Origin of the sequence: Cellvibrio zantedeschiae, assembly GCF_014652535.1 — a bacterium.
In the GTDB taxonomy this organism is placed as follows: Bacteria; Pseudomonadota; Gammaproteobacteria; order Pseudomonadales; family Cellvibrionaceae; genus Cellvibrio; species Cellvibrio zantedeschiae.
Map to the genome: position 1 here is coordinate 1,016,564 of NZ_BMYZ01000001.1, position 22,756 is coordinate 1,039,319.

At 45.3% G+C, this 22,756-nt stretch carries 19 protein-coding genes; 10 read left to right on the forward strand and 9 right to left on the reverse strand.

Annotated elements, in window-relative coordinates:
- The first annotated feature begins 45 nt into the window (after positions 1–45).
- Positions 46–723, forward strand: a complete 678-nt coding sequence (locus tag IE104_RS04510) for a hypothetical protein (RefSeq protein ID WP_189416343.1) — start codon at positions 46–48, stop codon at positions 721–723.
- Positions 724–831: 108 nt separating this feature from the next.
- Here IE104_RS04510 and IE104_RS04515 read toward each other — a convergent pair whose 3' ends face one another.
- Genes IE104_RS04515 through IE104_RS04530 form a run of 4 tightly spaced genes read right to left on the reverse strand, consistent with a single transcriptional unit; the run spans position 832 to position 5,109 of the window.
- Positions 832–1,353 (reverse strand): GNAT family N-acetyltransferase, encoded by a 522-nt coding sequence (locus IE104_RS04515; protein WP_189416344.1) that lies wholly within the window; start codon positions 1,351–1,353, stop codon positions 832–834.
- A gap of 14 nt (positions 1,354–1,367) precedes the next feature.
- Positions 1,368–1,829, reverse strand: coding sequence for an EVE domain-containing protein (locus IE104_RS04520; RefSeq protein WP_189416345.1), 462 nt, complete (start codon positions 1,827–1,829; stop codon positions 1,368–1,370).
- Positions 1,830–1,869: 40 nt separating this feature from the next.
- On the reverse strand, positions 1,870–3,039 hold the full coding sequence (locus IE104_RS04525; RefSeq protein ID WP_189416346.1) for an FAD-dependent monooxygenase: 1,170 nt from the start codon (positions 3,037–3,039) through the stop codon (positions 1,870–1,872).
- A 54-nt stretch (positions 3,040–3,093) separates the two neighbouring features.
- Entirely contained in the window at positions 3,094–5,109 is a 2,016-nt protein-coding gene (locus tag IE104_RS04530) for a VacB/RNase II family 3'-5' exoribonuclease (RefSeq protein WP_189416347.1), read from the reverse strand.
- A 193-nt stretch (positions 5,110–5,302) separates the two neighbouring features.
- Between IE104_RS04530 and IE104_RS04535 the strand changes: the two genes are divergently transcribed.
- Both IE104_RS04535 and IE104_RS04540 read left to right on the forward strand, forming a co-directional pair.
- On the forward strand, positions 5,303–7,018 hold the full coding sequence (locus tag IE104_RS04535) for a potassium/proton antiporter (protein WP_189416348.1): 1,716 nt from the start codon (positions 5,303–5,305) through the stop codon (positions 7,016–7,018).
- Positions 7,019–7,131: 113 nt separating this feature from the next.
- A complete protein-coding gene (locus IE104_RS04540; protein ID WP_189416349.1) occupies positions 7,132–8,775 on the forward strand; it encodes a methyl-accepting chemotaxis protein in 1,644 nt (547 codons plus the stop codon).
- A gap of 68 nt (positions 8,776–8,843) precedes the next feature.
- On the opposite strand, the gene IE104_RS04545 is transcribed toward IE104_RS04540, so the two are convergent.
- Positions 8,844–9,314, reverse strand: a complete 471-nt coding sequence (locus IE104_RS04545) for an Lrp/AsnC family transcriptional regulator (protein WP_189416350.1) — start codon at positions 9,312–9,314, stop codon at positions 8,844–8,846.
- Between the two features lie 326 nt (positions 9,315–9,640).
- Here IE104_RS04545 and adk point away from each other — a divergent pair, with 326 nt between their 5' ends.
- The 5 genes from adk (at position 9,641) to IE104_RS04570 (ending at position 15,038) form a co-directional block, all read left to right on the forward strand.
- The gene (gene adk / locus IE104_RS04550; protein WP_189416351.1) at positions 9,641–10,294 is read left to right on the forward strand and encodes an adenylate kinase; all 654 of its coding nucleotides are present in this window, start codon (positions 9,641–9,643) and stop codon (positions 10,292–10,294) included.
- Between the two features lie 294 nt (positions 10,295–10,588).
- Positions 10,589–11,296: a tRNA (adenosine(37)-N6)-threonylcarbamoyltransferase complex dimerization subunit type 1 TsaB gene (gene tsaB, locus IE104_RS04555; RefSeq protein WP_189416352.1), complete on the forward strand. Its 708-nt coding sequence runs from the start codon at positions 10,589–10,591 to the stop codon at positions 11,294–11,296.
- 26 nt (positions 11,297–11,322) lie between these two features.
- On the forward strand, positions 11,323–12,648 hold the full coding sequence (locus IE104_RS04560; RefSeq protein WP_189416353.1) for a M18 family aminopeptidase: 1,326 nt from the start codon (positions 11,323–11,325) through the stop codon (positions 12,646–12,648).
- A 238-nt stretch (positions 12,649–12,886) separates the two neighbouring features.
- Positions 12,887–13,924 carry a cyclic nucleotide-binding domain-containing protein gene (locus IE104_RS04565; RefSeq protein WP_189416354.1) on the forward strand — a complete coding sequence of 346 codons (1,038 nt, stop codon included), beginning with the start codon at positions 12,887–12,889 and terminating at the stop codon, positions 13,922–13,924.
- Positions 13,925–14,030: 106 nt separating this feature from the next.
- Complete coding sequence (locus IE104_RS04570) at positions 14,031–15,038, forward strand: tryptophan--tRNA ligase (RefSeq protein WP_189416355.1); 1,008 nt, start codon at positions 14,031–14,033, stop codon at positions 15,036–15,038.
- 99 nt (positions 15,039–15,137) lie between these two features.
- On the opposite strand, the gene bioA is transcribed toward IE104_RS04570, so the two are convergent.
- From bioA to IE104_RS04585, 3 genes are all read right to left on the reverse strand, one after another.
- Entirely contained in the window at positions 15,138–16,424 is a 1,287-nt protein-coding gene (bioA, locus tag IE104_RS04575; protein WP_189416356.1) for an adenosylmethionine--8-amino-7-oxononanoate transaminase, read from the reverse strand.
- 170 nt (positions 16,425–16,594) lie between these two features.
- Positions 16,595–18,166 carry a methyl-accepting chemotaxis protein gene (locus IE104_RS04580; RefSeq protein WP_189416357.1) on the reverse strand — a complete coding sequence of 524 codons (1,572 nt, stop codon included), beginning with the start codon at positions 18,164–18,166 and terminating at the stop codon, positions 16,595–16,597.
- Between the two features lie 118 nt (positions 18,167–18,284).
- The gene (locus IE104_RS04585) at positions 18,285–19,115 is read right to left on the reverse strand and encodes a flagellar brake protein (RefSeq protein ID WP_189416358.1); all 831 of its coding nucleotides are present in this window, start codon (positions 19,113–19,115) and stop codon (positions 18,285–18,287) included.
- A gap of 340 nt (positions 19,116–19,455) precedes the next feature.
- Between IE104_RS04585 and ttcA the strand changes: the two genes are divergently transcribed.
- Together ttcA and IE104_RS04595 are read left to right on the forward strand one after the other, a co-directional pair.
- A complete protein-coding gene (gene ttcA / locus IE104_RS04590) occupies positions 19,456–20,358 on the forward strand; it encodes a tRNA 2-thiocytidine(32) synthetase TtcA (RefSeq protein ID WP_189416359.1) in 903 nt (300 codons plus the stop codon).
- 331 nt (positions 20,359–20,689) lie between these two features.
- Entirely contained in the window at positions 20,690–21,076 is a 387-nt protein-coding gene (locus tag IE104_RS04595) for a hypothetical protein (RefSeq protein WP_189416360.1), read from the forward strand.
- A 32-nt stretch (positions 21,077–21,108) separates the two neighbouring features.
- Here the strand turns inward: IE104_RS04595 and lnt are convergent, their stop codons facing one another.
- Positions 21,109–22,629: an apolipoprotein N-acyltransferase gene (gene lnt / locus IE104_RS04600; protein ID WP_189416361.1), complete on the reverse strand. Its 1,521-nt coding sequence runs from the start codon at positions 22,627–22,629 to the stop codon at positions 21,109–21,111.
- Between the last annotated feature and the right edge of the window lie 127 nt (positions 22,630–22,756).

Here is a 22,756-nt window from a genome sequence, read left to right on the forward strand (position 1 = left end):
ATTGTATCTTATTGATTTTAATAAATATTTTAAGTGGTACAAATTATGCAATTAGTTGAATTGCTATCCACATTAATCTTTAAGGAAAATTACATGAAATTATTTAAATTTGCTGCCGGTGTCTTTCTTCTCACTGCTTGCTTGAGTCAAGCCACACATGCAAGCCTAATTTCTTCCGCTACTTCTACCTTCGGTGGCGCCGCTATCGATTTTGAAGGCCAAGTAGAAGGCACAATTATCAGTAATCAATATGCTGGTTCTGGAGTGATCTTCTCTCAGGTAGATAGCGGCACACCTCAGATCGATAACTTGCCTTTTTTATATGGTTACAATGCTAGTTCGGGTACTGGCGTGTTGACAGGTTCAACCAATGGGGGCGCTCCATACCCTACCGTTGCAGGGCTTGTATTATCGTTAGTTAACTCAGGTTCAGGTATTGAATTCTGGCTTGGCGACACTTCTCCTCTTGGTCAATATAGTATCAAGGCTTACAACTCCAGCAATACACTGCTGGAATCTTTTATTGTAAGCTCAGGATCATTTGTTGGCTTTACTAACCTGGCCACTTTGAAATGGGTTAGTGTTGATAGCTCAGTATCTAATGACGCTTTTGCCATTGACGATGTTCGCATCAAGTCTACTGTTAGTGTTGATGAATCTTCTGGTCTTGCGCTAATTGCTTTAGGTCTGTTGGCACTGGGTATGAGACGTTTCCGCAAGTAATATAGTAATTATTATTTGTTCGCTAAAGCCGGTATAGATTACCGGCTTTTTATTACCCGCTGTATTTAGGTTTAGTTATTTGTTTCGTAGAAAATTTTTATATAAAACTTAATCTTCGTTAGGAGTGTCAGGTGTTTCCAGCAAGAGTTGGTAATACCCACAATCCCGCCAATCTCCAAATTTGTAACCCGCTTGTTTGATTGTGCCTGCGTGAATGAATCCTAACTTTTCATGCAGGGCAATGCTGCCAGTATTTTCCATATCGATGATGCCTATCAATGTGTGTAAACCTTGAGCTTTTGCGAGGCGAATTAATTCGAGCATTAATATCTTGCCCAAACCTTTACCCAAATGTGCTGGGTCTAAATAAACTGAATGTTCAACGCTGTATTTGAAACCTGCGCCAGCGCGAAAGGCTCCGTAGGTGGCAAATCCCATAAATTGATCTGTGTCATCAGTTATTCCAATTACGGGAAAATCTAAACGGGTTTTTGCATCAAACCAATTTTTTACGGTTTCTAACGTGCGTGGCTCATAATCGTAAAGCGCAGTGGATGTTGCGATGGAATGGTTGAAAATGGCGAGGATTGCAGATGCGTGAGCGTCATAAGTGCAGTTAATAAATTTCATAAATTATTGTTCCCTCAAACCATTTTTAAAATGTAATCCCATTCTGCCTTTGTGACGGGCTGTGTTGATAAACGGCTTTGTTTTATCAATACCATGTTTTCCAGTTTTGGTTGGGCTTTAATTTCAGCGAGTGGAATAATACGTGGGAAAGTTTGGGTGACTTGAATATCTACGGATACCCAACGCGGATTTTCTTGCGTGGATTTAGGGTCGTAGTAATCGCTTTCTGGATCAAATTGTGTTGGGTCTGGGTAGGCGGTCTTCACCACTTTTGCGGTGCCGACTATACCAACATTTTTGCAGCTGCTGTGGTAAATAAAAACTTCATCGTCAATTGCTACTTGGTCACGTAAAAAGTTTCGTGCCTGGTAATTGCGGATGCCGTCCCAACGACCAATTTTTTTTGGTGCGGCATTGAGATGATCAATTCCGTAAATATGAGGTTCTGCTTTAAATAACCAGTAATGTTTACTCATAATTGGTCCTCATGTGGCTCTGCTTTGGAGATTCTTGATCTCAATAGGGCAATTTGTAAAGTTGCTGCGATTGCTTATTCGTTAGGTTTGATGGAGTCCAACGCATACAGGTATTTCGTATGGCACATGCTACCGGGTTAGACAGATTAGAAATTCTACCTATTTGACGAGACAACTCTACAATTTTTTTTGCTCTTGCAATGCGCAGGTTTTGGAAGTCGGTGAATGCTTGCTCGAGCGTTTTTGATTCCGTAATTTTTTCTGCCAACACCCATGAGTCTTCTATGGCTTGTGCGCCGCCTTGGCCCAAATTTGGTGTTGTGGCATGCGCTGCATCGCCAATCAAAACACAAGCGCCTGAATGCCATTGGTTTAAAATATTCAAATCGTAAAGCTTGTCGCAGCGGATCGATTGCGGTCTGGTTGTGTGGATTATTTCTTGAACTGGATCTGGAAAATTTTTATAAAGATTAGAAAGTTGTTGTCGGCTGCTGTCGCTGTTGTCTTTGGTTGCTGTATTGTTTTTTACGCCTTGGTCCGTATCAGTGATGGTCGCGTACCAATAAACCTGTTCGTTGTTGATTGGCACAAAACCAAATCGTTGCCCGAGCCCCCACACTTCGGTTAGTTGTGTTTGCATTTGGTAGGGAAGTGTTATGGTGGTGATTCCTCGCCAGCAAATCTGTCCCGAATAGTGCAAGGAACTTGTGGGAAAGAGTGTTCTGCGAGTATTGGAATGAATTCCGTCAGCGGCTATTAAAAAATTTCCGGTTGCGGTTGTTTGGTCTTCAAAACAAAGTTCTACTTTATCCGGGTGATTATTTAATGTTCGACAAGTTTTGCTCGTGAAAAGAGTTTCGGGTTCGATAGCATCTAATAGAATTTTTTGAAGTGTTGCACGATGAATGGCAATAGTTGAATTAGGTATTCCGTTATTGGAAAAATGAGCGGGACTGTGTGTTAGCAAACGTCCTTTAATATCGACGAGCTTCATTGACTCAATAGTTTTGCCCGCGTTTGTAATTAAATTAGATAGCCCATACCTTTCTAAAATCGCCATAGCATTTGGTGGGATAAGAATGCCAGCCCCAACGGGCTGTATTTCTTTAGCTGCTTCAAATATTTTTACCGAAATGTTGCGTTGACGCAGCGCAATTGCTGTGCTCAAGCCTGCAATTCCTGCTCCCAGAATAATTCCGTTCATTTCCATAGACGCTACCTGATGCTTTACTACCTGTATGCTAATTCCTTTTTATTTAATTGTTTATAGCCATGCGCTCAAACGGTCGGCCGTTGCTTGATCAACAACTTCAAAAGCTATCTTGCGTTTGGCTACATCAACTTCTTTTACTAACACGTGCACTTTTTCATCTAAACGATAAGTTTTTCCTTCAATGGTCAAGCTTAAGCGACGAGAATCAAATTGCGCTTTTACTTCACCATCGCGCGGGGCGAGTAGCGCGTAACCTTCAATACCTAAGTCATCCAAACGTACGCCTATGCCATTGGAATTAACCAACGCGATGGTCCCTGTGTGCAAGGTATCAATATGTTGCAACATAAATTGGCTTTGCAACCACAGCTCTAAATAACGGCACGCTTGGCGGCTGCTATTAAGTTGCTCTTGCAATTGTGTTGATAGCTCTTGGGTATTAATTTCTATAGCAGGCTCGCCACGTAAAATTCTTTTAATAGCGAGATGATTGTAAAAATCGTTATAGCGACGAATAGGTGAGGTCACCATCGCATAAGCGTTAAAACCCAAACCGAAATGTGGAATGTGCTCAAAGGATAATGAGCCTGCTTGTAACATACGTTGCAATAGCGACAAGAGTGGGCCATTTTTTGGATTGTTGTTTGGATTGACGCGCAACTCTTTAATAAGCTTCTGGAACTTGTCGAGTTTGGTTAACCCGGTTGCGGTTAAACCTGCCTCAATTAGATCGGGGCGATCTTCAGTAATTAAACTAATCGCATCGTTCAAACGCTCGGGACGAAAGCCGACGTGGGTAGAAAAAATTCCATAACCCGGATTTTTTACAAATAACTCACCGGCACAAATGTTAGTCGCCAGCATGGCTTCTTCAATCATGCGATGGGCAACATTGCGTTCGCGTTTATCCACGTGATCAATTTTTTTCTGGTCATTAAGAATAAAAAAGTAATCTGCTTTTTCATCCATTACCAACGCGTGTTCCAACCGGTAATCGGCGCGTACTTGAGCGAACTCCTGAATAACCGTAAGCATGTTGTTGATGTCATCGCTCACGTTGTAGCCGGCATCCGCAAGCGACTTAACATTGTTTAAATGATCGGCCACGGCTTGGTAACTTAATTTATGTTGCGATCGAATTTGTGCTTCCGCAAATTCGTAGTGAGTGATTTCACCATTTTTGGCAATTTGAATTTTGCAAATAAGTGCAGGGCGCTTTTTTTCTGGCACCAGCGAATAGGTGTCGTGAGACAACTCCGGCGGTAGCATGGTGATGGATTGGCCGAGCAAATAGACGGTGCTGGCGCGCTCACGTGCAGCCAATTCCAGCGGGCTACCAATATCAATTTGTTTGCTAGGATCTGCAATGGCGGTAATTAATTCCCAGCCGTTCTCTGTTGCCTTTATGTAAATCGCATCATCCATATCGCGAGTATTTTCGGCATCTATGGTAACGAAGGGCAAATGGGTTAAATCAAGTTCGCCATTTTCAAAAACCAATGGTGACCAATTAATGCTGCTGGCATGATTTTGTGCTGGCACGATCCATTCATTAGGCAGTTGGAATTTCGCTACGGTGTAACGATTTTCTATACCGGGTTCATCCGCAGTGCCCAGGCGGCCAATGATTTTTACCTGGGCTTTGCCATCATTAAAAGGGTGACGAGTGATAGTGCAGCGCACCAGATCATCGACATTCAAACCTTTTCGATCTTGCGGCGGTACAAATAGCCAGCGATTGAAATTATTGACATCGGGTTCGACAAAAAAGTTATTGCCTTTGCTGACGTAGCGCCCCACAAATTCTTTGAAAGGGCTGCTGATCAGCTTTTCCAGTTTCGCTTCCAGCTGATCTTTACTGTTGGTAGTCACCTCAACCTGCACGCGGTCATCAGGTAAAACGCGCAACATTTGCTCGGGGTCGAGGAACGCTTCACGACCATCATCCAAAATCACAAAGCCGAAACGTTTGGTGGTGCTGCGCACTGAACCTTGGGCTATATCTTTTTGGGCGACTAAGGTGGTCTTTAATTGAGCTAATTGTTGCAGGGCGGAATTATTGAGCATGAGGACAACTTAATAGAGAAAATAATGTTGGGAATCATAACAGTATTTAAGGGGCGCCAGAACAAGGCTGGCTTGTCGGCCGGTCTTTTAGACTTGGCACGATTTATCTAAATTGGTTGGGCGCTATAGGCTATGATTGTAGTAATATCTCAGAAGGCTTTGATTAATTGATTGTTTTTACAGGTTTTATTGAATGGAAGTATTAAACCAGCTCATGATGTTTGGCGGTGCGCTGTTTATTATCAGCATTCTTGCCAGCACGCTTTCACCACGCATGGGTATGCCATTGCTGTTGGTGTTTTTGATCATCGGTATGTTGGCCGGTGAAGATGGTTTTTTAGGTATTCAATTCCAAAATGTTAAAGCCGCCTATTTTATGGGCACCCTGGCGCTTGCCGTTATTTTGTTTGACGGTGGTCTGCGTACTGAAATTCATCTCTTCCGGGTCGGTTTGCGGCCGGCACTTTCTCTGGCAACCATAGGTGTTGTTATCACGGTGGGCGTCTGCGGCGCCTTGGCGGCGTGGATTCTTGGTCTCTCCTGGGTGCATGGTTTGCTGCTTGGGGCGATTGTTGGTTCCACCGATGCGGCAGCCGTATTTTCAGTACTGACAATGCAGGGGCTTGCGCTTAAATCCCGCGTGGGTGCGACCCTTGAAATTGAGTCGGGTCTCAATGATCCTATGGCTGTTTTCCTCACCATTATGCTGGTGGAGTTAATGGTCACCAAACAAGCCAATTTTAGTTGGTTGATGCTGGGTGATTTTGTCTGGGAAATGGGTGCGGGTTCGGTGGTTGGTATTGTCGGTGGCCGAATTTTGGCCTATGCCGTAGAGCGTTTGCAGCTTAGCCCGGGTCTTTATCCGCTATTAGCGCTTTTTGGTGGCGTGTTTATTTTTGGTTTGGCGGCGGTTATGCACGCCAGCGGCTTCCTTGCGGTTTACCTCGCAGGCTTGATGGTAGGCAATCGAGTATCGCGTGGGCTCTTTAATATTCAGCGTTTCCATGACGGTATTGCGTGGCTCGCACAAATCAGTCTGTTCCTCATGTTGGGCTTATTGGTTTCGCCACATCGCTTAGTGGAATACGCATCCAGCGCGCTTCTGGTTGGTGTATTGCTGATGTTTGTCGCGCGTCCCTTAGCGGTGTGGTTATGTTTGTTGCCATTTCAATTTTCGTGGCAAGAAAAAACCTTTATCAGTTGGGTAGGGTTGCGCGGCGCGGTTCCAATTGTGCTGGCCATGTTCCCGTGGTTGGCTGGCGTGCCCGAGTGGAATTTCTTTTTTAACATCGCGTTCTTTATTGTATTGATATCTCTCCTGGTGCAGGGCTGGACTGTTGGTCCCATCGCTAAGTGGTTGAAGCTCCATGTCCCCACTGCCAGCTCGCGGGTACAGCGGGTCGAGCTAGGTGTGCCCGGACAAGTCGGGCATGAATTTGTGGGCTACAAGTTGGCCGATGGCAGCCCGGCATTGCGTCGCACTGTAGGCAATTTGAATTTACCCAATAAGGTTCAGCTTGTTTGTTTACTGCGCGAAGGCCAGCCTGTCGCTTTATCGCCAGAGCAGAAATTCCAGGCCGATGACCATATTTTCTTCCTGAGTTTGCCAAGCGAATTGGAATTGCTCGATAAAATGTTGGTTGGCATGCAGGAAAATGAGCGCTTGTCAGCTCAGGCGTTCTTTGGTGAGTTTGTGTTGACGTCGCGAGCAAAGCTGTCAGATTTGAGTATGGTTTACAATTTTCCCGTACCGCCGGAAATGGCCAACTGGAGTATCGCTCGCTATATTCTCAGCAAGTATCGCCAACCGGTGGTGGGCGACCGTGTAACGCTCGGTCAGGTGGAGTTTGTGGTGTTGTCCATGCGCAACCAGCGTTTGTTAAAAGTGAGCTTAAAACTGCATAAATAATTTGAGGGATTTGTGGCGGCGGCAAATGCCTGCATTCATGCAAACTGCGTAATCTGTACTAAGCTTTCAGGGAAGATTTTAATATCCAATAAGAAAGGATGGGAGCGACTCAAATGGCTTGGTACACAAATCTCTCGTTTAGATGGAAGCTTGGAATTCCACTAACAGTTCTGGTGCTCTTATTTTTGTATGTAGGGCTCTATTCAGTTTACTCCAGCGGGCTTCTGGCGAAGAACGCAAAAACTATCGCAAAAGTCAGCTTGCCTGAAATTCAATTATTGATTCAGGCTGATCGCGATATGTATCAAGCGCTCACTGCAGAGCGCGCGCTTTTATCACCAAATTTAACCCAACAACAAATCTCTACGTTCCTTAAAGAGCATGCTGATAATCTCAAGCAGGCGCGTGATCGCACCATCAAATCTATAGAAACATCTGACACCTCAACGCAGGCAGAAAAAGAGCAATTTTTAAGCTATTTGCAAGCTTGGCAAACTATTTCTGAAGCTATTGTGAAAGGCTCTAGCGATGCAGATGAGGCAACGCGCGCGAGTTTAATTGCGCGATCCTTGGGCGAAAGTTTTCAAGCGTTTTCAAAAGCGCGCACATTTCTGGATGAGCTGGAAGAAAAACGTTTAGCGCACGTGGATGAATTTACCGGTGATATCGACGAAACCAGCGACTCCATTGCGCATCAGTTGTTAGTGCTTTTAGTGTTAGGAACGCTAATAACACTCGCGGCGGCCTTTTTCTTGCCAATGCTGGTTACTGTTCCGCTGCAAAAAATTACCGATCGCATAAAAAATATCGCTGCCGGTGATGGCGATTTAACGATTCGTATCCACGTCGACCGCGATGATGAATTGGGTGAGTTGGCGACACACGTAAATCGTTTTATGGATCAACTGCAAAATTTAATTCGCGATGTTCGTAGCAATACCAATGAGGTTTCGGCAGCTGCAGAGGGATTGCTGGAAGTATCGAGCAACAGCCAACGTGCAGCTGATAACCAATGCCATGCAATCACGATGGTAGTTACAGCTGTTAATGAACTCACCATGGCCATTCAGGAAGTTGCGCGTAATACCAGCAACACTGCCCAAAGTACTAAAGACGCCAATCACATTGCCGAGCAGGGGCAAGATCGTATTCGATTGGCGGTCAATCATGTACGAGGTTTGTCGACCCATGTAACCCAAACTGCTGCGGACATGGCCAAGCTGGAAGACGAAGCTAAAAATGTTACCTCTGTGATTGATGTTATTCGTGGCGTTGCTGAGCAGACTAATCTGTTGGCTTTGAATGCTGCTATTGAGGCAGCGCGCGCAGGCGAACAGGGGAGAGGGTTCGCGGTGGTGGCAGATGAAGTACGTACACTTGCAAGTCGAACCCAGCAGTCCACCGCAGACATCCAGGGCATGCTAAGCCAATTGCAACAAGGTGTTCAAAAAGCGGTTGAAGGGATGAATTCCAGTGCCCTTATGACTAACGAAGCGGTGACTTCTGCGAGTGATGTGGTGACTTCACTATCGGGTATAGGTTCTGCAGTGCAGGAGATTACCAATATGGCAATCCAGATTGCCACAGCTGTTGAAGAGCAAAGTAGCGTGACTGCCGAGATAGACAGGAACCTTGTTGAAATTAACGAGTTGGCCATGACCAACTCTGATGGTGCCGCACGTACCGCAGACGCAAGCCAAAAATTGAGCCAGTTATCTGCCAGCCTGCGCGATACTCTGCGACGATTCACTGTTTAAGTAATATAAAAAAGCCCCTTGGTGCTCGCATCAAGGGGCTTTTTCTTTTGGCATGTATTAAGGATGAATTAAATAGGCAGTTGGGTCGTGTACTTGATCTGCTTGAGCGAGAAAGTTGAATGGATACTTCCCACGTTAGGTAGCTTCAGTAGCGTCTTACGCAGCAGTTGCTCATATTCTTCCACGCTGTTTATAACTATCTGCAACACATAGTCTTTATCGCCACTCGTCGAATAGCACTCCACAATTTCAGGAATCGACTGAACCGCAGCTTCGAACGCGCTAAGCGCCTCCTCATCATGATTTTTAGCGGTAACGAAAGCGTGGACTCTGACACCCAAATCAATTTTTTTGGCGTCCAGCAAGGTTACTTTCCCGCGAATGACACCCTCAGTTTCCAGGCGTTTGAGGCGACGCCAGCAAGGCGTATGGGATAAGCCGATCAGATTGCCCAAATCCGCCATAGAGAAATCTGCATTCTCCTGCAAGGCACGCAAAATCTTGCGATCATATTCGTCGAGTTCTACCTTGGAAAACATCGTTGATACCCTTTCAATTGTATTTATTGCGGCGATTGTAGGATGAGGCATCTATTAATACAACAGAAAGAGGATAAATTTAGATGGCGAGTCTGCCTATGTTTAAATATTGCACAGAGTTGTTACCGCTGCCCATGTAGGGTGTGTAGACCACTGTGGATTCGCGCCTAAAACCCGCTTAAGGTTGTGATTGGCCGCTTGGCCGTGTATCGTAACGCCTTTTTTACCAGCACTTTTTTGTGCGCGCGTTGGCATTTATAAGATGGTTCCACAGGTGCGGGAAACCCGGCTGTTGGCGCTCGAATAATTTTGAGGAGCAATCCGTAATGAGAGTGATTTTGTTAGGCGCACCTGGTGCAGGCAAGGGTACCCAGGCGCAGCTGATTATGGAGAAGTTTGGGATTCCCCAGATTTCTACCGGTGATATGTTACGCGCGGCTGTTAAAGCAGGCACCCCATTGGGTCTGCAAGCTAAAGGCATTATGGAAGCTGGTGGTTTGGTTTCAGATGATTTGATTATTGCCCTTGTTAAAGAACGCATTCTTCAAAGCGATTGCAATAATGGATTTTTGTTTGACGGTTTTCCGCGCACTATTCCGCAAGCAGAAGCGCTGCTTGAAGCCGGTGTAAGTATTGACCATGTCATTGAAATTGATGTGGCAGACGAGGAAATCGTTGCACGTTTGAGTGGCCGCCGTGTGCATGAGGCATCTGGTCGCGTTTATCACATTTTGCACAATGCTCCGAAAGTGGAAGGTCACGATGACATCACTGGCGAGCCATTGGTTCAGCGTCTTGATGATCACGAAGAAACTGTTCGTAAGCGTTTAAACGTTTACCACGCACAAACCAAACCGCTCGTTGGTTTCTACCAAAACTTGGCAGCGGAGGGCAACAAAAACGCTCCCGTGTACACTCGTATTAACGGTGTTGGTAGTGTGGATTCAATTCGCAAACAATTGCTTTCTGTATTGAGCTAAAGGAACCACTGAAAAATTACCTTGCTTGTCCTGGCTGCGTTAAATTCAGATAAAAATGCTCATAAATTGCAGGAGCAATAATTTACACAGTGAAACTGCCCAAATGGCGAACCACATGGATGTTGTGAGTGTTTTACTGCGTGTAAACTGCGCTTGTTTATCCGAATTTGCCTTGCCAGTTCTACGCCGCAAACATTTTTCAGTAGTTCCTTAAAGTTTACGAACATGTAAAAATGAATAGGCTCCCAGTGAGCCTATTTTTTTATCGCGATTTTTTGAAAGAACTGATTATTCATGACTAAGATTTTAGCGCTCGATGCTTCTACCGACGCTTGCTCCGTTGCCTTGTCTCTCAACGGTGAGACGACTCATATTTTTGAACTTGCTGCAAAAAGCCACACCCAGCGTTTGCTCCCCATGGTGGATGAAATTTTACGCGCCGCTAATTGCACGCTACACGATTTGGACGCAATTGCATTTGGTCGCGGCCCTGGTTCATTTACAGGTTTGCGTATTTGCATAGGTATTGTTCAAGGCTTGGCTTTCGGTGCCAATTTACCCGTAATTCCTGTTTCAACATTGCAAGCCATGGCGCAAGGTTTTGTTGCACAAAATCAAAACGCAGATTTGCCGTTACTGGTTGCTTTGGATGCACGCATGGATGAAATTTATTGGGGTTTATTTAGCGCTGATAACATTCCGAATTTATTAGGTACAGAGCATGTGATGAAGCCAGCTAAAGTTGGCGAGCAACATCTTATTGCAAATCTGGAAAAACAATTTATTGCTATAGGCCCTGGCTGGCATTACGCCGATTTACAAAATATTGTTCCTGAGGTCCTTATTCAGGATGTACATCCTGATGCGCGTTTCATGCTTCCTATCGCGTTGGATGCTTTTGATAAAGGTGAAACCCAGTCTATTTTTGATGCGCAGCCAGTTTATTTGCGCGATTCAGTTTCCTGGCAAAAACGCCAACGTATTCGTACTCAATCCCTTTGAATTGCAAAAATTGCAGGTAAAAGCACATGTCCCAATTATTGGCGCAAGCAGAATTCAATCAGCAATTATTAAATTTTCTCCAGGCTTCCCCCACACCTTTTCATGCAACGCAAACAATTGCTGAATATTTATCAGCCGCAGGTTTTGTGGAATTGGATGAAGCTGCTGCGTGGGATTTGGAAACAGGCAAACGCTATTTTATTAAACGTAATGATTCATCCATTATTGCGTTTGTATACGGTAAGAAAGAGCTGCTCGATACTGGTATTCGCATGTTGGGTGCACACACAGATAGCCCCTGTTTAAAAGTAAAACCACAACCGGAATTAAATCGAAAAGGCTATATGCAACTCGGTGTGGAAGTTTACGGTGGCGCTTTATTAGCCCCCTGGTTTGATCGCGATTTATCGCTTGCCGGGCGTGTGACTTATAAAACTACAGATAACAAAATTGCCAGCGCATTAATCGATTTTAAATTGCCGGTCGTCATTGTCCCCAGCTTGGCGATTCATTTGGATCGTGAAGTTAACAATAGCCGCAGCATTAACGCGCAGCGGGACATAGTGCCAGTATTGTTGCAGTTTGCGCAGGAACAAACCTTATCGCCAAATTTTAAATCTATTTTACTAGCACAATTAAAACAGCAATCTCCGCACATTACCGCATCGCAAATTCTCGATTTTGAAATCAGCTTGTACGATACCCAGGCTCCGGCTTTGGTGGGCTTGCAACAGGATTTTATTGCGAGCGCGCGGCTCGATAATTTGTTGAGTTGTTTTGTAGGCTTGCAAGCAATTTTGCAGGCGAATGATGATGTATCCAGTTTATTAATTTGCACGGATCACGAAGAAGTTGGCAGCACGTCTTGTTGCGGCGCGAAGGGCCCTATGTTGCAACAATTTTTAGAGCGTTTGATTCCTGATACCGAAACCCGTATTCGCGTAATTGAACATTCGTTAATGATATCTGCCGACAATGCTCACGGCGTACACCCGAATTTTATGGATCGTCACGACGAAAACCATGGTCCGTTATTAAACCGTGGGCCGGTAATCAAAATTAACGCCAATCAACGCTATGCAACTACCAGTGAAACGAGTGGATTCTTTCATTGGTTGTGCGAGCAGCAACAAGTCCCTGTACAGGTTTTTGTTGCGCGAACCGACATGGGTTGCGGCAGTACTATAGGTCCAATTGTCTCCTCTGAAGTTGGTGTAAAAACGATTGATGTGGGCGTTCCTACATTTGCTATGCATTCCATTCGCGAATTGGCGGGTGTGGCTGACGCTCATTACCTCTACCAAGCTGCTACCGCTTTTTACCAATATCCCGAAGCGATTCGCTTTGTTTAAGTGATATTTGCGACAGGCCCTCGAGTTACTGTGCTGGGTCTTAGTCCAATTGTTTGCATTATCCAAGCCCTGAACTTTGCTTTGGGGCTTTTGTCCGAATTGAGTGTGACTTAGCGCTAAGACTGGGTAAGTCGCCACACTGTTTCCAATGATAGCTGGCTATAATTTGCGCATTGAATACAGGGCCTATGCATGACGCAGCGAACACGGCCTTTATCTCCTATTGATAGGCGTCACTATGAATCTTTCACACGAACTCCTGGCGAGATTTTCGCCCTTTAATACCCTTGCCTACGAATACTTATCCAAAGTTATTGAGAAGGCGACTATCAAGGAATATACGAAAGGGACAATTATTTTTAAGCGCGGGCGCGATTTAAGCGAGTCACTTTATTTGGTGGATGGCAATATTGATTTAATTGATTCGCAGTTTGCCGTTACCTCAATTACCAGTGAAGATGAATCCCATAAGGTTCGCCTCAATAGTACGTCCCCAACCAAAGTATCTGCTGTCGCTAAATCTGATGTGGTCATTTTATCCGTTGAGAGTGATTTCTCTGATCTGGTTTTGGCGTGGAGTGAAAGTGGAAGTGAGCACGCAGATGAACAAGTAGGAGATGAATCTGAATTTGAATCGGCGGAGGAAGGCGATTGGATGTCGAGTCTTTTGCAGTCGCCATTCTTTAATAAAATTCCACCCGGCAATATCCGCCAATTATTCTTGCGTTTTAAAACACAAAAGGTTGCCGCCGATGAAGCCATTATTAAAGAGGGCGAGCGCGGCGAATTTTTTTATGTATTAGAAGCTGGCAGTGCAAAAGTGGTTGATAAACAGGGCCATATTTTGGCGGCCTTACGCCCTGGTGATTATTTTGGTGAAGAAGCATTGGTTGGCGATACAACGCGTAATGCAACAGTGCAGATGCTCACACCGGGTAAGTTGATGTGTCTTGAGAAAAGCGATTTTCTAACCTTGTTGCAAGAGCCGGTACGTCGTTTTATTACTTACGATGAGCTCATCGCGGATACGCAAAATCGGTATCAAATAATAGATGTGCGCTTGCCATTAGAACGGCGTTTTCAATCAGTGCCACAGAGCCGCAATATTCCGCTCAGCCAATTGCGTAAAAACCTCCCCAGTCTGGATGCGTCACAAGTCTATGTTGTGACCGACGATGCTGGCCGCCGCGCCGATGTTGCTGCTCAGCTATTAAATCAAGCTGGCTACGAAACCCTCATTTTGCAAGAGGCGAGCCTGCATCAGGCTGCTAATTGATTCTCCAGCCAATTCATTTTTTCCAGCTAACAACAGGCGCTTATCTGTATAATGGCGCCTTTCGTTTTGAATCAATCCATTCCTATTAAAATGTAGAAGTACAAACATGAGCAAGCAACGTGTTCTCACCGGCATTACTACGACCGGAACGCCGCATTTAGGTAACTATGTAGGTGCCATTCGCCCAGCAATTAACGCAAGTGAAAGTGCAGATGTGCAATCTTTTTATTTTCTTGCCGATTTTCATGCGCTGATTAAATGCCATGATCCTGCATTGGTTCACCAATCTACACGTGAAATTGCCGCTACCTGGTTAGCCTTGGGTTTGAATACGGACAACGCAATTTTTTATCGCCAATCAGATGTGCCGGAAATTCCCGAACTCTGTTGGATGCTCACCTGCATGGCGGCCAAAGGTTTGATGAACCGCGCCCATGCTTATAAAGCATCTGTTGATGCAAACCTGGCTGCAGGCGATGACGCGGACTTTGGCATTACTATGGGTTTGTATTCCTACCCCATTTTAATGGCCGCTGACATTTTAATGTTCAACGCCAACAAAGTACCCGTAGGTAAAGACCAAATCCAACATATAGAAATGGCTCGCGATATAGCGGCACGTTTCAATCACCATTACGGCGAGCACTTTGTGTTACCTGAAGCCGTGGTGGATGACAATGTTGCGGTCTTGCAAGGTTTGGATGGCCGCAAGATGAGTAAAAGTTACGGCAACACAATTCCGTTGTTTTTACCTGAAAAACAATTGAAAAAATCCATCAATAAAATTGTGACGAATTTGTTAGAGCCCGGCCAACCAAAAGATGCTGACACTTCAACCGTGTTTCAAATTTGGCAAGCCTTTGCAACCCCGCAACAAACTGCAGATATGCGTCAAGCATTTGCGGAAGGTATTGCCTGGGGTGAGGCCAAAAAACAATTGTTTGAATTGATTAATGCGCAGGTTGGTGAAGCTCGCGAAAAGTATGAAGCGCTGCTTGCTAACCCGGCACACATCGAAGAAATTTTACAGGCAGGTGCAGAGAAAGCGCGCGCACATAGCAAGCCCTTTTTAGAAAAGGTGCGTGCTGCGGTAGGCATTAAAAAAATCCAGTAAATATTCATCCAATAAAAAAGCCCGTTGCTTGGTAAAGGCGACGGGCTTTTTTTATTTATTGCTAAACAGTTTTATACGAAATTTTTGGAAACTCAAAAATTAAGCCATCGGAGCAAGAACGGTTTTTATACCACTTGTTAATTGCCGTAATTCTTGTTCATTGATAATAAACGGCGGCATTAAATACACCAGCTTTCCAAATGGCCGCACCCAAATTCCCAGCTCAACAAATTTAGGTTGTAATTCAGCTACATTAGCAGCCTCTTTTAATTCGACTACACCAATTGCACCTAAAACGCGTACGTCTGCCACCGCCGCGAGCGTGCGGCAGTCTTCCAGCTCTTGTTTTAATTGGGTTTCGATGCGAGCAACTTTTTTCTGCCAATCAGTTTTTATTAACAAATCAATACTGGCATTTGCAGCAGCGCATGCCAGCGGGTTTGCCATAAAGGTTGGGCCGTGCATAAAGACGCTGCTTTTTCCGTTTGAAATGCCATCGCTCACTTTGTCGTTGCAGAGCGTGGCGGCGAGAGTGATATAACCACCGGTTAGTGCTTTTCCAATACACATAATATCCGGGCTGATATTGGCGAATTCGCAGGCAAATAATTTTCCGGTACGGCCGAAGCCGGTTGCGATTTCGTCAGCAATTAGTAACACGTCTAGTTGATTACATAGCTCGCGCACACGCTGTAAAAAAACGGGCGAGTAAAAATGCATTCCACCTGCACCCTGTACAATCGGCTCCAGAATAACCGCTGCAATTTTTTGGCGATTGCGCTGCAATAATTGTGAGAAATTAGCGAAGCTGCGCTCATCAAACTTTTCGTCAAATTTGCAGCTAGGTGCTTCTGCAAATAAATGATGCGTCAGGCTTTGGTGAAATAAATGGTGCATTCCAGAGTGAGGATCGCATACCGACATGGCTCCAAAAGTGTCGCCGTGGTAACCCTGTTTAAGCGCTAAAAAAGTGGTGCGCTGTGCTTGTCCCTGGGAATACCAATATTGAATCGCCATTTTCATGGCGACTTCAACCGCAACTGAACCCGAGTCAGAAAAGAAAACTTTATTGAGCCCGGTTGGTGTAATTTCCACCAGTGTTTTGGCAAGCTTTGCGGCTGGCTCGTGAGTGAAGCCTGCAAACATCACGTGGGCAACCTGATGCAGTTGATCGGTAATTGCTTTATTTATTGCGGGGTGGTTGTAGCCGTGTAAAACGCTCCACCAGGACGACATACCATCGATTAATTTTTTTCCATCTGCGAGTTCAATATGAACACCTTGCGCACGGCGCACGGGGAAAACAGGGGATGGATTGGTGAAAGATGTATAGGGATGCCAAAGATATTCGCGGTCAAATTCGGTTAACTGTGTAGTAGATAGCATAGCGTACTCGTTCAAGAATCGGCTGGTATGCGAAAACGCAAACCCTGTTGTTATTATAGATTTAAGCGAGCGACTAGGTTATGAATTATTGGAATCTGGTGCCAGAAAAAATGTTTTTTTGAAGTTTCATGAGTAACGCCAACGTTTGTCGTTGGCGCTACTCACTGAAATTAATTGAAGCGGGTAATTAAATCCTTTTGTTTTTGTGACAGCTCAGCCATTTCGTGATTGAGGCGATCTGCTTCATTGATTTGCGCTTGGGACTGGTCGGAAATGTGTGAGATTTTATTGGTGTTTTGTTCAATCTCGCGAGCCATGGCAGATTGCTCTTCTGCTGCCGTGGCAATTTGGTGCGACATCAGATCAATCGAGTTAACTGAGCTTGCAATAGCGCTGAGTGCGTTACGAACGTTGCCCATTTCATCCACGCTGCGGTCTGCAAGCGCCCGGCAATTATCCATGTTGGTGCTGGCATCGGCGGTTGCTTTACCAAGGTTCCCAATAATTTCCTGAATATGGCCAGTTGATTCTTGTGTGCGTTGCGCCAAGTGGCGAACTTCATCCGCCACTACCGCGAAACCGCGCCCTTGTTCGCCTGCGCGTGCGGCTTCAATGGCGGCGTTAAGTGCGAGTAGGTTAGTTTGCTCGGCGATGCTGCGAATTACATCCACAACACTCGCAATTTTACTGCTGTCCTCACTTAGCTTGCCCAACACTTGGCCAAGGTCGGCCACTGTGCCAGAGAGGTTAGAAATAGCGTTGTTGGCAACTGAAATTACCTGTTTACCTTGTTCAACCTCGGTAATTGCCATGCTGGTCGCAGAAGAGGTTTTGGTTGCGCCAAGGGCAACTTCTTGTACTGCAATAGACATTTGTTGCATGGCATTCGCGACACTGGCAGTTTCTTGCTGTTGCGCTGCTATTCCCTTGTAAGTTTTTTGCGCTTGCTCATGTGCAGCTTTGGATTTTAAAAACATCTCGTAGGCTGACTCTCCGAAGCGACCCAGAGCCGTACGTAAACGTGCTTTACTTGCAATTTGTGCCAGCAAAATTTCGCCCTGGATATCGCAGCGTCCGGTATAAATGTAAGCCGCTGTCGGATCGTTAATCACTTTGTGCGCTTCGTCCAAGGCATGGGACAAGCTGCTTAAATGCACCTGGTGTGCGCTAAAACCAATAGCTACTGAAGCCAAAGCCAGCCCGAGAATAAATCCAAGCGAAGGTGAGCTGGCTACAAAAGTAATCAGCGTCATCACAACAAAACTGATGAGTGCAACAATAAGCGCGTTGCCCCACTGGCTCCACACTTTTTCCCACAAAGGATAAATGGGCTGGCCTTGTTGGATGCGCGCATAGACGAGTTCTGCGCGCCGAATACGTTCCTGATCCGCTCTTATACGAACAGATTCGTAACCCACTGCTTGCCCGTGGTCGTGAACAGGCGTGACATAGGCATCCACCCAATAGTGATCGCCATTTTTGCAGCGATTTTTGACGATCCCCATCCAGGGCTTATCGGCTTTTAGTGTCTGCCAAAAGCCAGCAAAAACGGGGGCAGGCATATGGGGGTTGCGTAAAATATTGTGGGGTTGGCCGAGTAGCTCGTCGCGAGTGTAGCCAGAGACTTTGCAAAAAGTGTCGTTGCAAAAAAGAATTGTGCCTTTCAAATCCGACGAAGAAACGATTTCCTCGTTGTGGGCAATGTTTACTTCGCGTCCGGTAACAGCGCCGTTGTTCCTCATGGTTATTTTCCTACTTAGTAACGGTTATGCAGTTTGATCCTGAGCTTCATAGGGGTAAGACATAAGCTCAATATGTTAGAGATTAGTCCAAAATATTTGTCTTGCAGTAGGTGTTGGTTTAAGCGCTGCGTAGCTCCGGCATCTCATCCGCGTGCTGCAGGTAAATCAGATTGTTAATAAATTGCTGGAGTTGTTGCGCGCGCTCGTGCGCCAAATCCACAAATTCAAGGCTGATTTGGGTATGGCGATGGGGGGAGCGCAATAGGCGGAAGCTGCGAACACGGGCGCTGCAGCGAATGGTCAGCTCATCGCTCAGGGTTAGTTCGCACAAGGGGAGTAAAGCACCGTGGCGAAGTTGTCCAAGAAGATTGCCGGGGATGCTGGCGCGCAGGCCTCCACTGGAAACATCCAAAACGCTGCCGTAGCTTATGTCTTGCCCGATAGGCCGAACTTTTACGCTCAAGCTTGGTTTATTACTGACGTTGGCACGATCAAGTTGGCGGCGGGGCACATAGCATGGCTGCTCGGGCAACATGATGGCTAAACCCGTAGCACCGTAACTGCTACCCCAAGCCAGGATTGGGGAGCTAAAACTTAATTGTTCGCCATTGCGGTGGTGACGGAGGGTAATACGATCACCTACTTCCAACACATGTTGGCTGGGAAAAAGATCATCTAACCACAAGAGACCGCGTTGGATATCGATTGCCAACACCAGAGTCTGGTAGGCCAGTGAGCTGCCTTCCACTTTCACTTCGATAATCTGGCGTTGGTTGAGCAGCTGCCACAGTGGCAAATATTGGTCTGGAACCAACTCTCTATTGGCTTTGGGAATATGCATTACCTTGGCCATGACACCGGCAGTAGTGGAGTTTGGAGCGATCACCGCAGGTTTTGTCTCCGCGGTTTTACCCGCCAATCTCTGCCACATAGAACGCAAACTTGCCATACATTTACCCTGCTAAAAATTCAAACTGCAAACCAATGCGCTTGCCTCTAATTAGCTAAGAGCAAAGCCTATGCCATGGGCAAGGTGGGCGAAATAAGGACAAAAAGCTTGGCCGATGGATGCTTTTTAGACAAGTTAAGTGCCGTTTGTAAACCTGGGTGGCAAAGCTTTTCCGCTCCCTGAAAATATCAGCGCAGCTATGGCCGTTTGTTTGCCGTTAGGTTCTGCCGCTGGTGTTACTTTGCTCGTCAATTCTGCTGGTGCCCAATGCGCAAAATCCGTACAATGCGCGCCTTTTCGGTGAATGCTGAAGCCCCTGTTTTTGTCAGAGTCCAAACCTATGAAAGAGCTACACGAACGCCAGGATCGTCTGGAATTCAACAAGTTGCAAAAGCGCCTGCGCCGCTTGGTAGGCACTGCGATTGTTGATTACAACATGATTGAAGATGGCGATAAGGTTATGGTTTGCCTTTCGGGTGGAAAAGACTCTTACACCATGTTGGATATTCTGTTGAGCTTGCAGAAAACCGCGCCCATCAGTTTTGAAATTGTTGCGGTCAATATGGATCAAAAACAACCTGGTTTTCCCGAACATGTATTGCCGGAATACCTGACTGCACTGGGCGTCCCCTTTCATATTATTGAAAAGGATACTTACAGTATCGTTAAAGAAATTATCCCCGAAGGCAAAACCACTTGCGGACTTTGTTCGCGTTTGCGTCGCGGTACTCTTTACAGTTTTGCCGACGAGATAGGGGCGACCAAAATTGCGTTGGGCCATCATCGCGACGACATTATCGAAACCCTATTCTTAAATATGTTTTACGGCGGCAAGCTCAAGGCAATGCCCCCGAAACTTTTGGCCGACAACAAACGCAACATTTTAATTCGGCCTTTGGCTTATTGCAGCGAAGCAGACATCATTGAGTTTGCTGAGTTGAAAGGCTTCCCGATTATTCCTTGTAATCTTTGCGGCTCTCAGGAGAATTTGCAGCGTCAGGTTATCAAAGACATGCTGCACACTTGGGAGAAGCAATATCCAGGTCGTACTGAAACTTTGTTTTCCGCAATTAAAAATGTAACGCCTTCGCAATTGGCTGATACCGCATTATTTAATTTCACTGATTTACGGGCGGATAAAAATTCACCTGTAGAAACAGAGTCTGATTCATGCGCAACTGTTGAAACTTTTACACCTAATAAGGGTATAGTTCAGTTTTTAGATGCGAGCGATATTCTCTAGATCATCCCTTCGTTTATCTGATAAATAGTGGGTAATAAGCCTTTATGACTTGTTACCTGATACCACTTCAATAGCCACTAAAAGAAACATAAGTTGATTGTTTTTTGCTCATGTTTTAAAGGGTACGCATTTTTTTATATCAAAATGCATCAAGGCCAGAAATAGATTTTAACTGTCATAAATTCCACGTAGACTGCCTCCCGCACAGCCAAGAGGCTGTGTTAGCTAAAGCTCCTTGTCGCCACATAGTCTTGTGGAAATTTAAAAGCCAATGGAATTTTAGTGGATAAAGGTTGTCTGAATTGAACGACATAACAAGAAGGAATGCCTGATGACATTACCCAGTTCTTTTACCCAATATTCATTAGCGAACCGTTTAGGTCAAGCTCTGGAGCTTGCCGTTTGCCACACACAGGCATTTGGTCGTGAATATGTTTTTGTTGCTCCGCTCGCCCAACATGCGTCCAGTCTTGTAGCAAAAAATGCAGAACATTTTGCCTTTCAATTGCGAGAGCGTTTTAATTTAGATGCGCGTCGTTTTGAAATGGTGGAATTGCGTGGTGATCCTATGAATCCGCAATTTTGGCGCTGGCGGTTTGAGTGGGTTGGTAACTCACCTTTATCACCAAAATGTGAATTGATAAGTTCGCACAGCCAACACAATCAAATGTTGACCTTATTGAATATTCACGGTGGCTTACAAGTGGCTACTGCGTAATACAGTCGCAGAAGAATTCAAAAATCCAGACACTAGTCTGGATTTTTTTTGCCAAAAATTTGTAGCAGCATTAATGCAAAAAAACTCAACACAACGACAGGTAAACTACCGAAGCGCATAAATGGTGTTGAGCCGTCTACTGCATAAATTTCGCTGCTTAAGGTAGTTTGTTCAAAGGCTTTGGTTTGCGCAGTGATATTACCTTTGCGATCAAAAATAGCGCTGGGGCCGTTGTTAGTGCTGTAGGCATAATAGTGTTGCGTTTCAAGCGCGCGCATTTGTGCCATTTGCATAAATTGGTGGCGGCCTAATGAATCGCCGAACCAACCCAAGTTGCTTACAGAAATCAGCAGTTGGGAATCTACAGCATTTTTTGCAATCAAATCAGGGAAAGCGACTTCATAACAGACTGACGGTGAAATCATTAAGTCGTCTACTTTTAACCCGTGTTGCTCTTCTGGCCCAAGGCTGATAACTGATGTAGGTAAATTAAAAAATTCGATAAGGTTGCGTAAAGCTTCAATGGGTACATATTCACCGAAAGGCACCAAGCGGCGTTTGTGATGAATGCCGATAGCTTTACCAAAAGTTGCGACAGAGTTGTAGTAAATATCCTTTTCTTGATCATCAAAAATAATTCCGGTAATCAAACCCGATTCGCTGTCAGATGCCTTTCGGTTAACTTCATTTAAAAAGGGTAGGGCATCGCTGTAAACACGAGTGATTGCCGCTTCCGGCCAAATAATAATTTTACGGCCCCACAAGGGTTCAGTTTTTTCGCGCAAAACATCCAAAGTGATATCGCGGAAATCAGTTTGCCATTTATCTTCCTGATCAATATTGGGTTGCACAATGGCAACGCTGGTTGGCTTGCTGGATACTTGAGTCCACTCAGCGTTTTGTAAGGCAAAACCTGCGCCCCAAATTCCAATAACTGCAACACCGCCCAAAACCAGGCTAAGAGATTTTTTTGGTTGGTAAATAAGCTGCGCGATAAATGCGGCAGTAAAAGCGCTGAGTAAACTTAACCCCATCACCCCAACAACAGGAGCCCAACCTGAAAGCCAATTAGTCAAATCACCGTAGCCGATAAACAACCAGGGAAAGCCTGTAAGCAACCAGGTGCGCAACCATTCACTGATTAACCAGCATGCGGGAAAAGCAATAAATAAACTTAAGGGATGACGGCTTAGCCAGCGACCAAATGCGTAGAACGGCAAGCTAAAAAATGCTGCCATAAAAAATACAAAAATAATCACGAGAAACGCGGCGAGTGGAGCAGGTGCGCCACCAAAACCGTTGATGCTGACATAAATCCACGAGACACCCACGGCATACATGCCCACACCAAACCACCAAGAGCGCCACCAAACGGTTTTTAATGATTGGTTGTTGATGAGCAACGCGAAAATGCTGAGTGCAAGAATGCCGAGTGGCCAGATATTGAAAGGTGCAAAACTGAATGGAACTAAACAGCCTGCTAGAAAAGCGATTAGAAATTGAATTCGGTTTGGTAATTCGAGAAGTCGTTGGATGAAGTTGGATGGGGTCATGTAGAAAATAAATCCTGGTGTTGCCGTCATGCCCGCAGGGCATCCAGTGACTTTGTTTTTTTGGAATATCAGTCGCTGGATCCCCTATGGGGATGACGACTCCCTAATTTAATTGGTTTATTGTTTT

Coding starts and splice junctions, on each gene's coding strand:
- IE104_RS04510 (WP_189416343.1), top strand. CDS start 46: ATGCAATTAGTTGAATTGCTATCCACATTAATCTTTAAGGAAAATTAC.
- IE104_RS04515 (WP_189416344.1), bottom strand. CDS start 1,353: ATGAAATTTATTAACTGCACTTATGACGCTCACGCATCTGCAATCCTC.
- IE104_RS04520 (WP_189416345.1), bottom strand. CDS start 1,829: ATGAGTAAACATTACTGGTTATTTAAAGCAGAACCTCATATTTACGGA.
- IE104_RS04525 (WP_189416346.1), bottom strand. CDS start 3,039: ATGGAAATGAACGGAATTATTCTGGGAGCAGGAATTGCAGGCTTGAGC.
- IE104_RS04530 (WP_189416347.1), bottom strand. CDS start 5,109: ATGCTCAATAATTCCGCCCTGCAACAATTAGCTCAATTAAAGACCACC.
- IE104_RS04535 (WP_189416348.1), top strand. CDS start 5,303: ATGGAAGTATTAAACCAGCTCATGATGTTTGGCGGTGCGCTGTTTATT.
- IE104_RS04540 (WP_189416349.1), top strand. CDS start 7,132: ATGGCTTGGTACACAAATCTCTCGTTTAGATGGAAGCTTGGAATTCCA.
- IE104_RS04545 (WP_189416350.1), bottom strand. CDS start 9,314: ATGTTTTCCAAGGTAGAACTCGACGAATATGATCGCAAGATTTTGCGT.
- adk (WP_189416351.1), top strand. CDS start 9,641: ATGAGAGTGATTTTGTTAGGCGCACCTGGTGCAGGCAAGGGTACCCAG.
- tsaB (WP_189416352.1), top strand. CDS start 10,589: ATGACTAAGATTTTAGCGCTCGATGCTTCTACCGACGCTTGCTCCGTT.
- IE104_RS04560 (WP_189416353.1), top strand. CDS start 11,323: ATGTCCCAATTATTGGCGCAAGCAGAATTCAATCAGCAATTATTAAAT.
- IE104_RS04565 (WP_189416354.1), top strand. CDS start 12,887: ATGAATCTTTCACACGAACTCCTGGCGAGATTTTCGCCCTTTAATACC.
- IE104_RS04570 (WP_189416355.1), top strand. CDS start 14,031: ATGAGCAAGCAACGTGTTCTCACCGGCATTACTACGACCGGAACGCCG.
- bioA (WP_189416356.1), bottom strand. CDS start 16,424: ATGCTATCTACTACACAGTTAACCGAATTTGACCGCGAATATCTTTGG.
- IE104_RS04580 (WP_189416357.1), bottom strand. CDS start 18,166: ATGAGGAACAACGGCGCTGTTACCGGACGCGAAGTAAACATTGCCCAC.
- IE104_RS04585 (WP_189416358.1), bottom strand. CDS start 19,115: ATGGCAAGTTTGCGTTCTATGTGGCAGAGATTGGCGGGTAAAACCGCG.
- ttcA (WP_189416359.1), top strand. CDS start 19,456: ATGAAAGAGCTACACGAACGCCAGGATCGTCTGGAATTCAACAAGTTG.
- IE104_RS04595 (WP_189416360.1), top strand. CDS start 20,690: ATGACATTACCCAGTTCTTTTACCCAATATTCATTAGCGAACCGTTTA.
- lnt (WP_189416361.1), bottom strand. CDS start 22,629: ATGACCCCATCCAACTTCATCCAACGACTTCTCGAATTACCAAACCGA.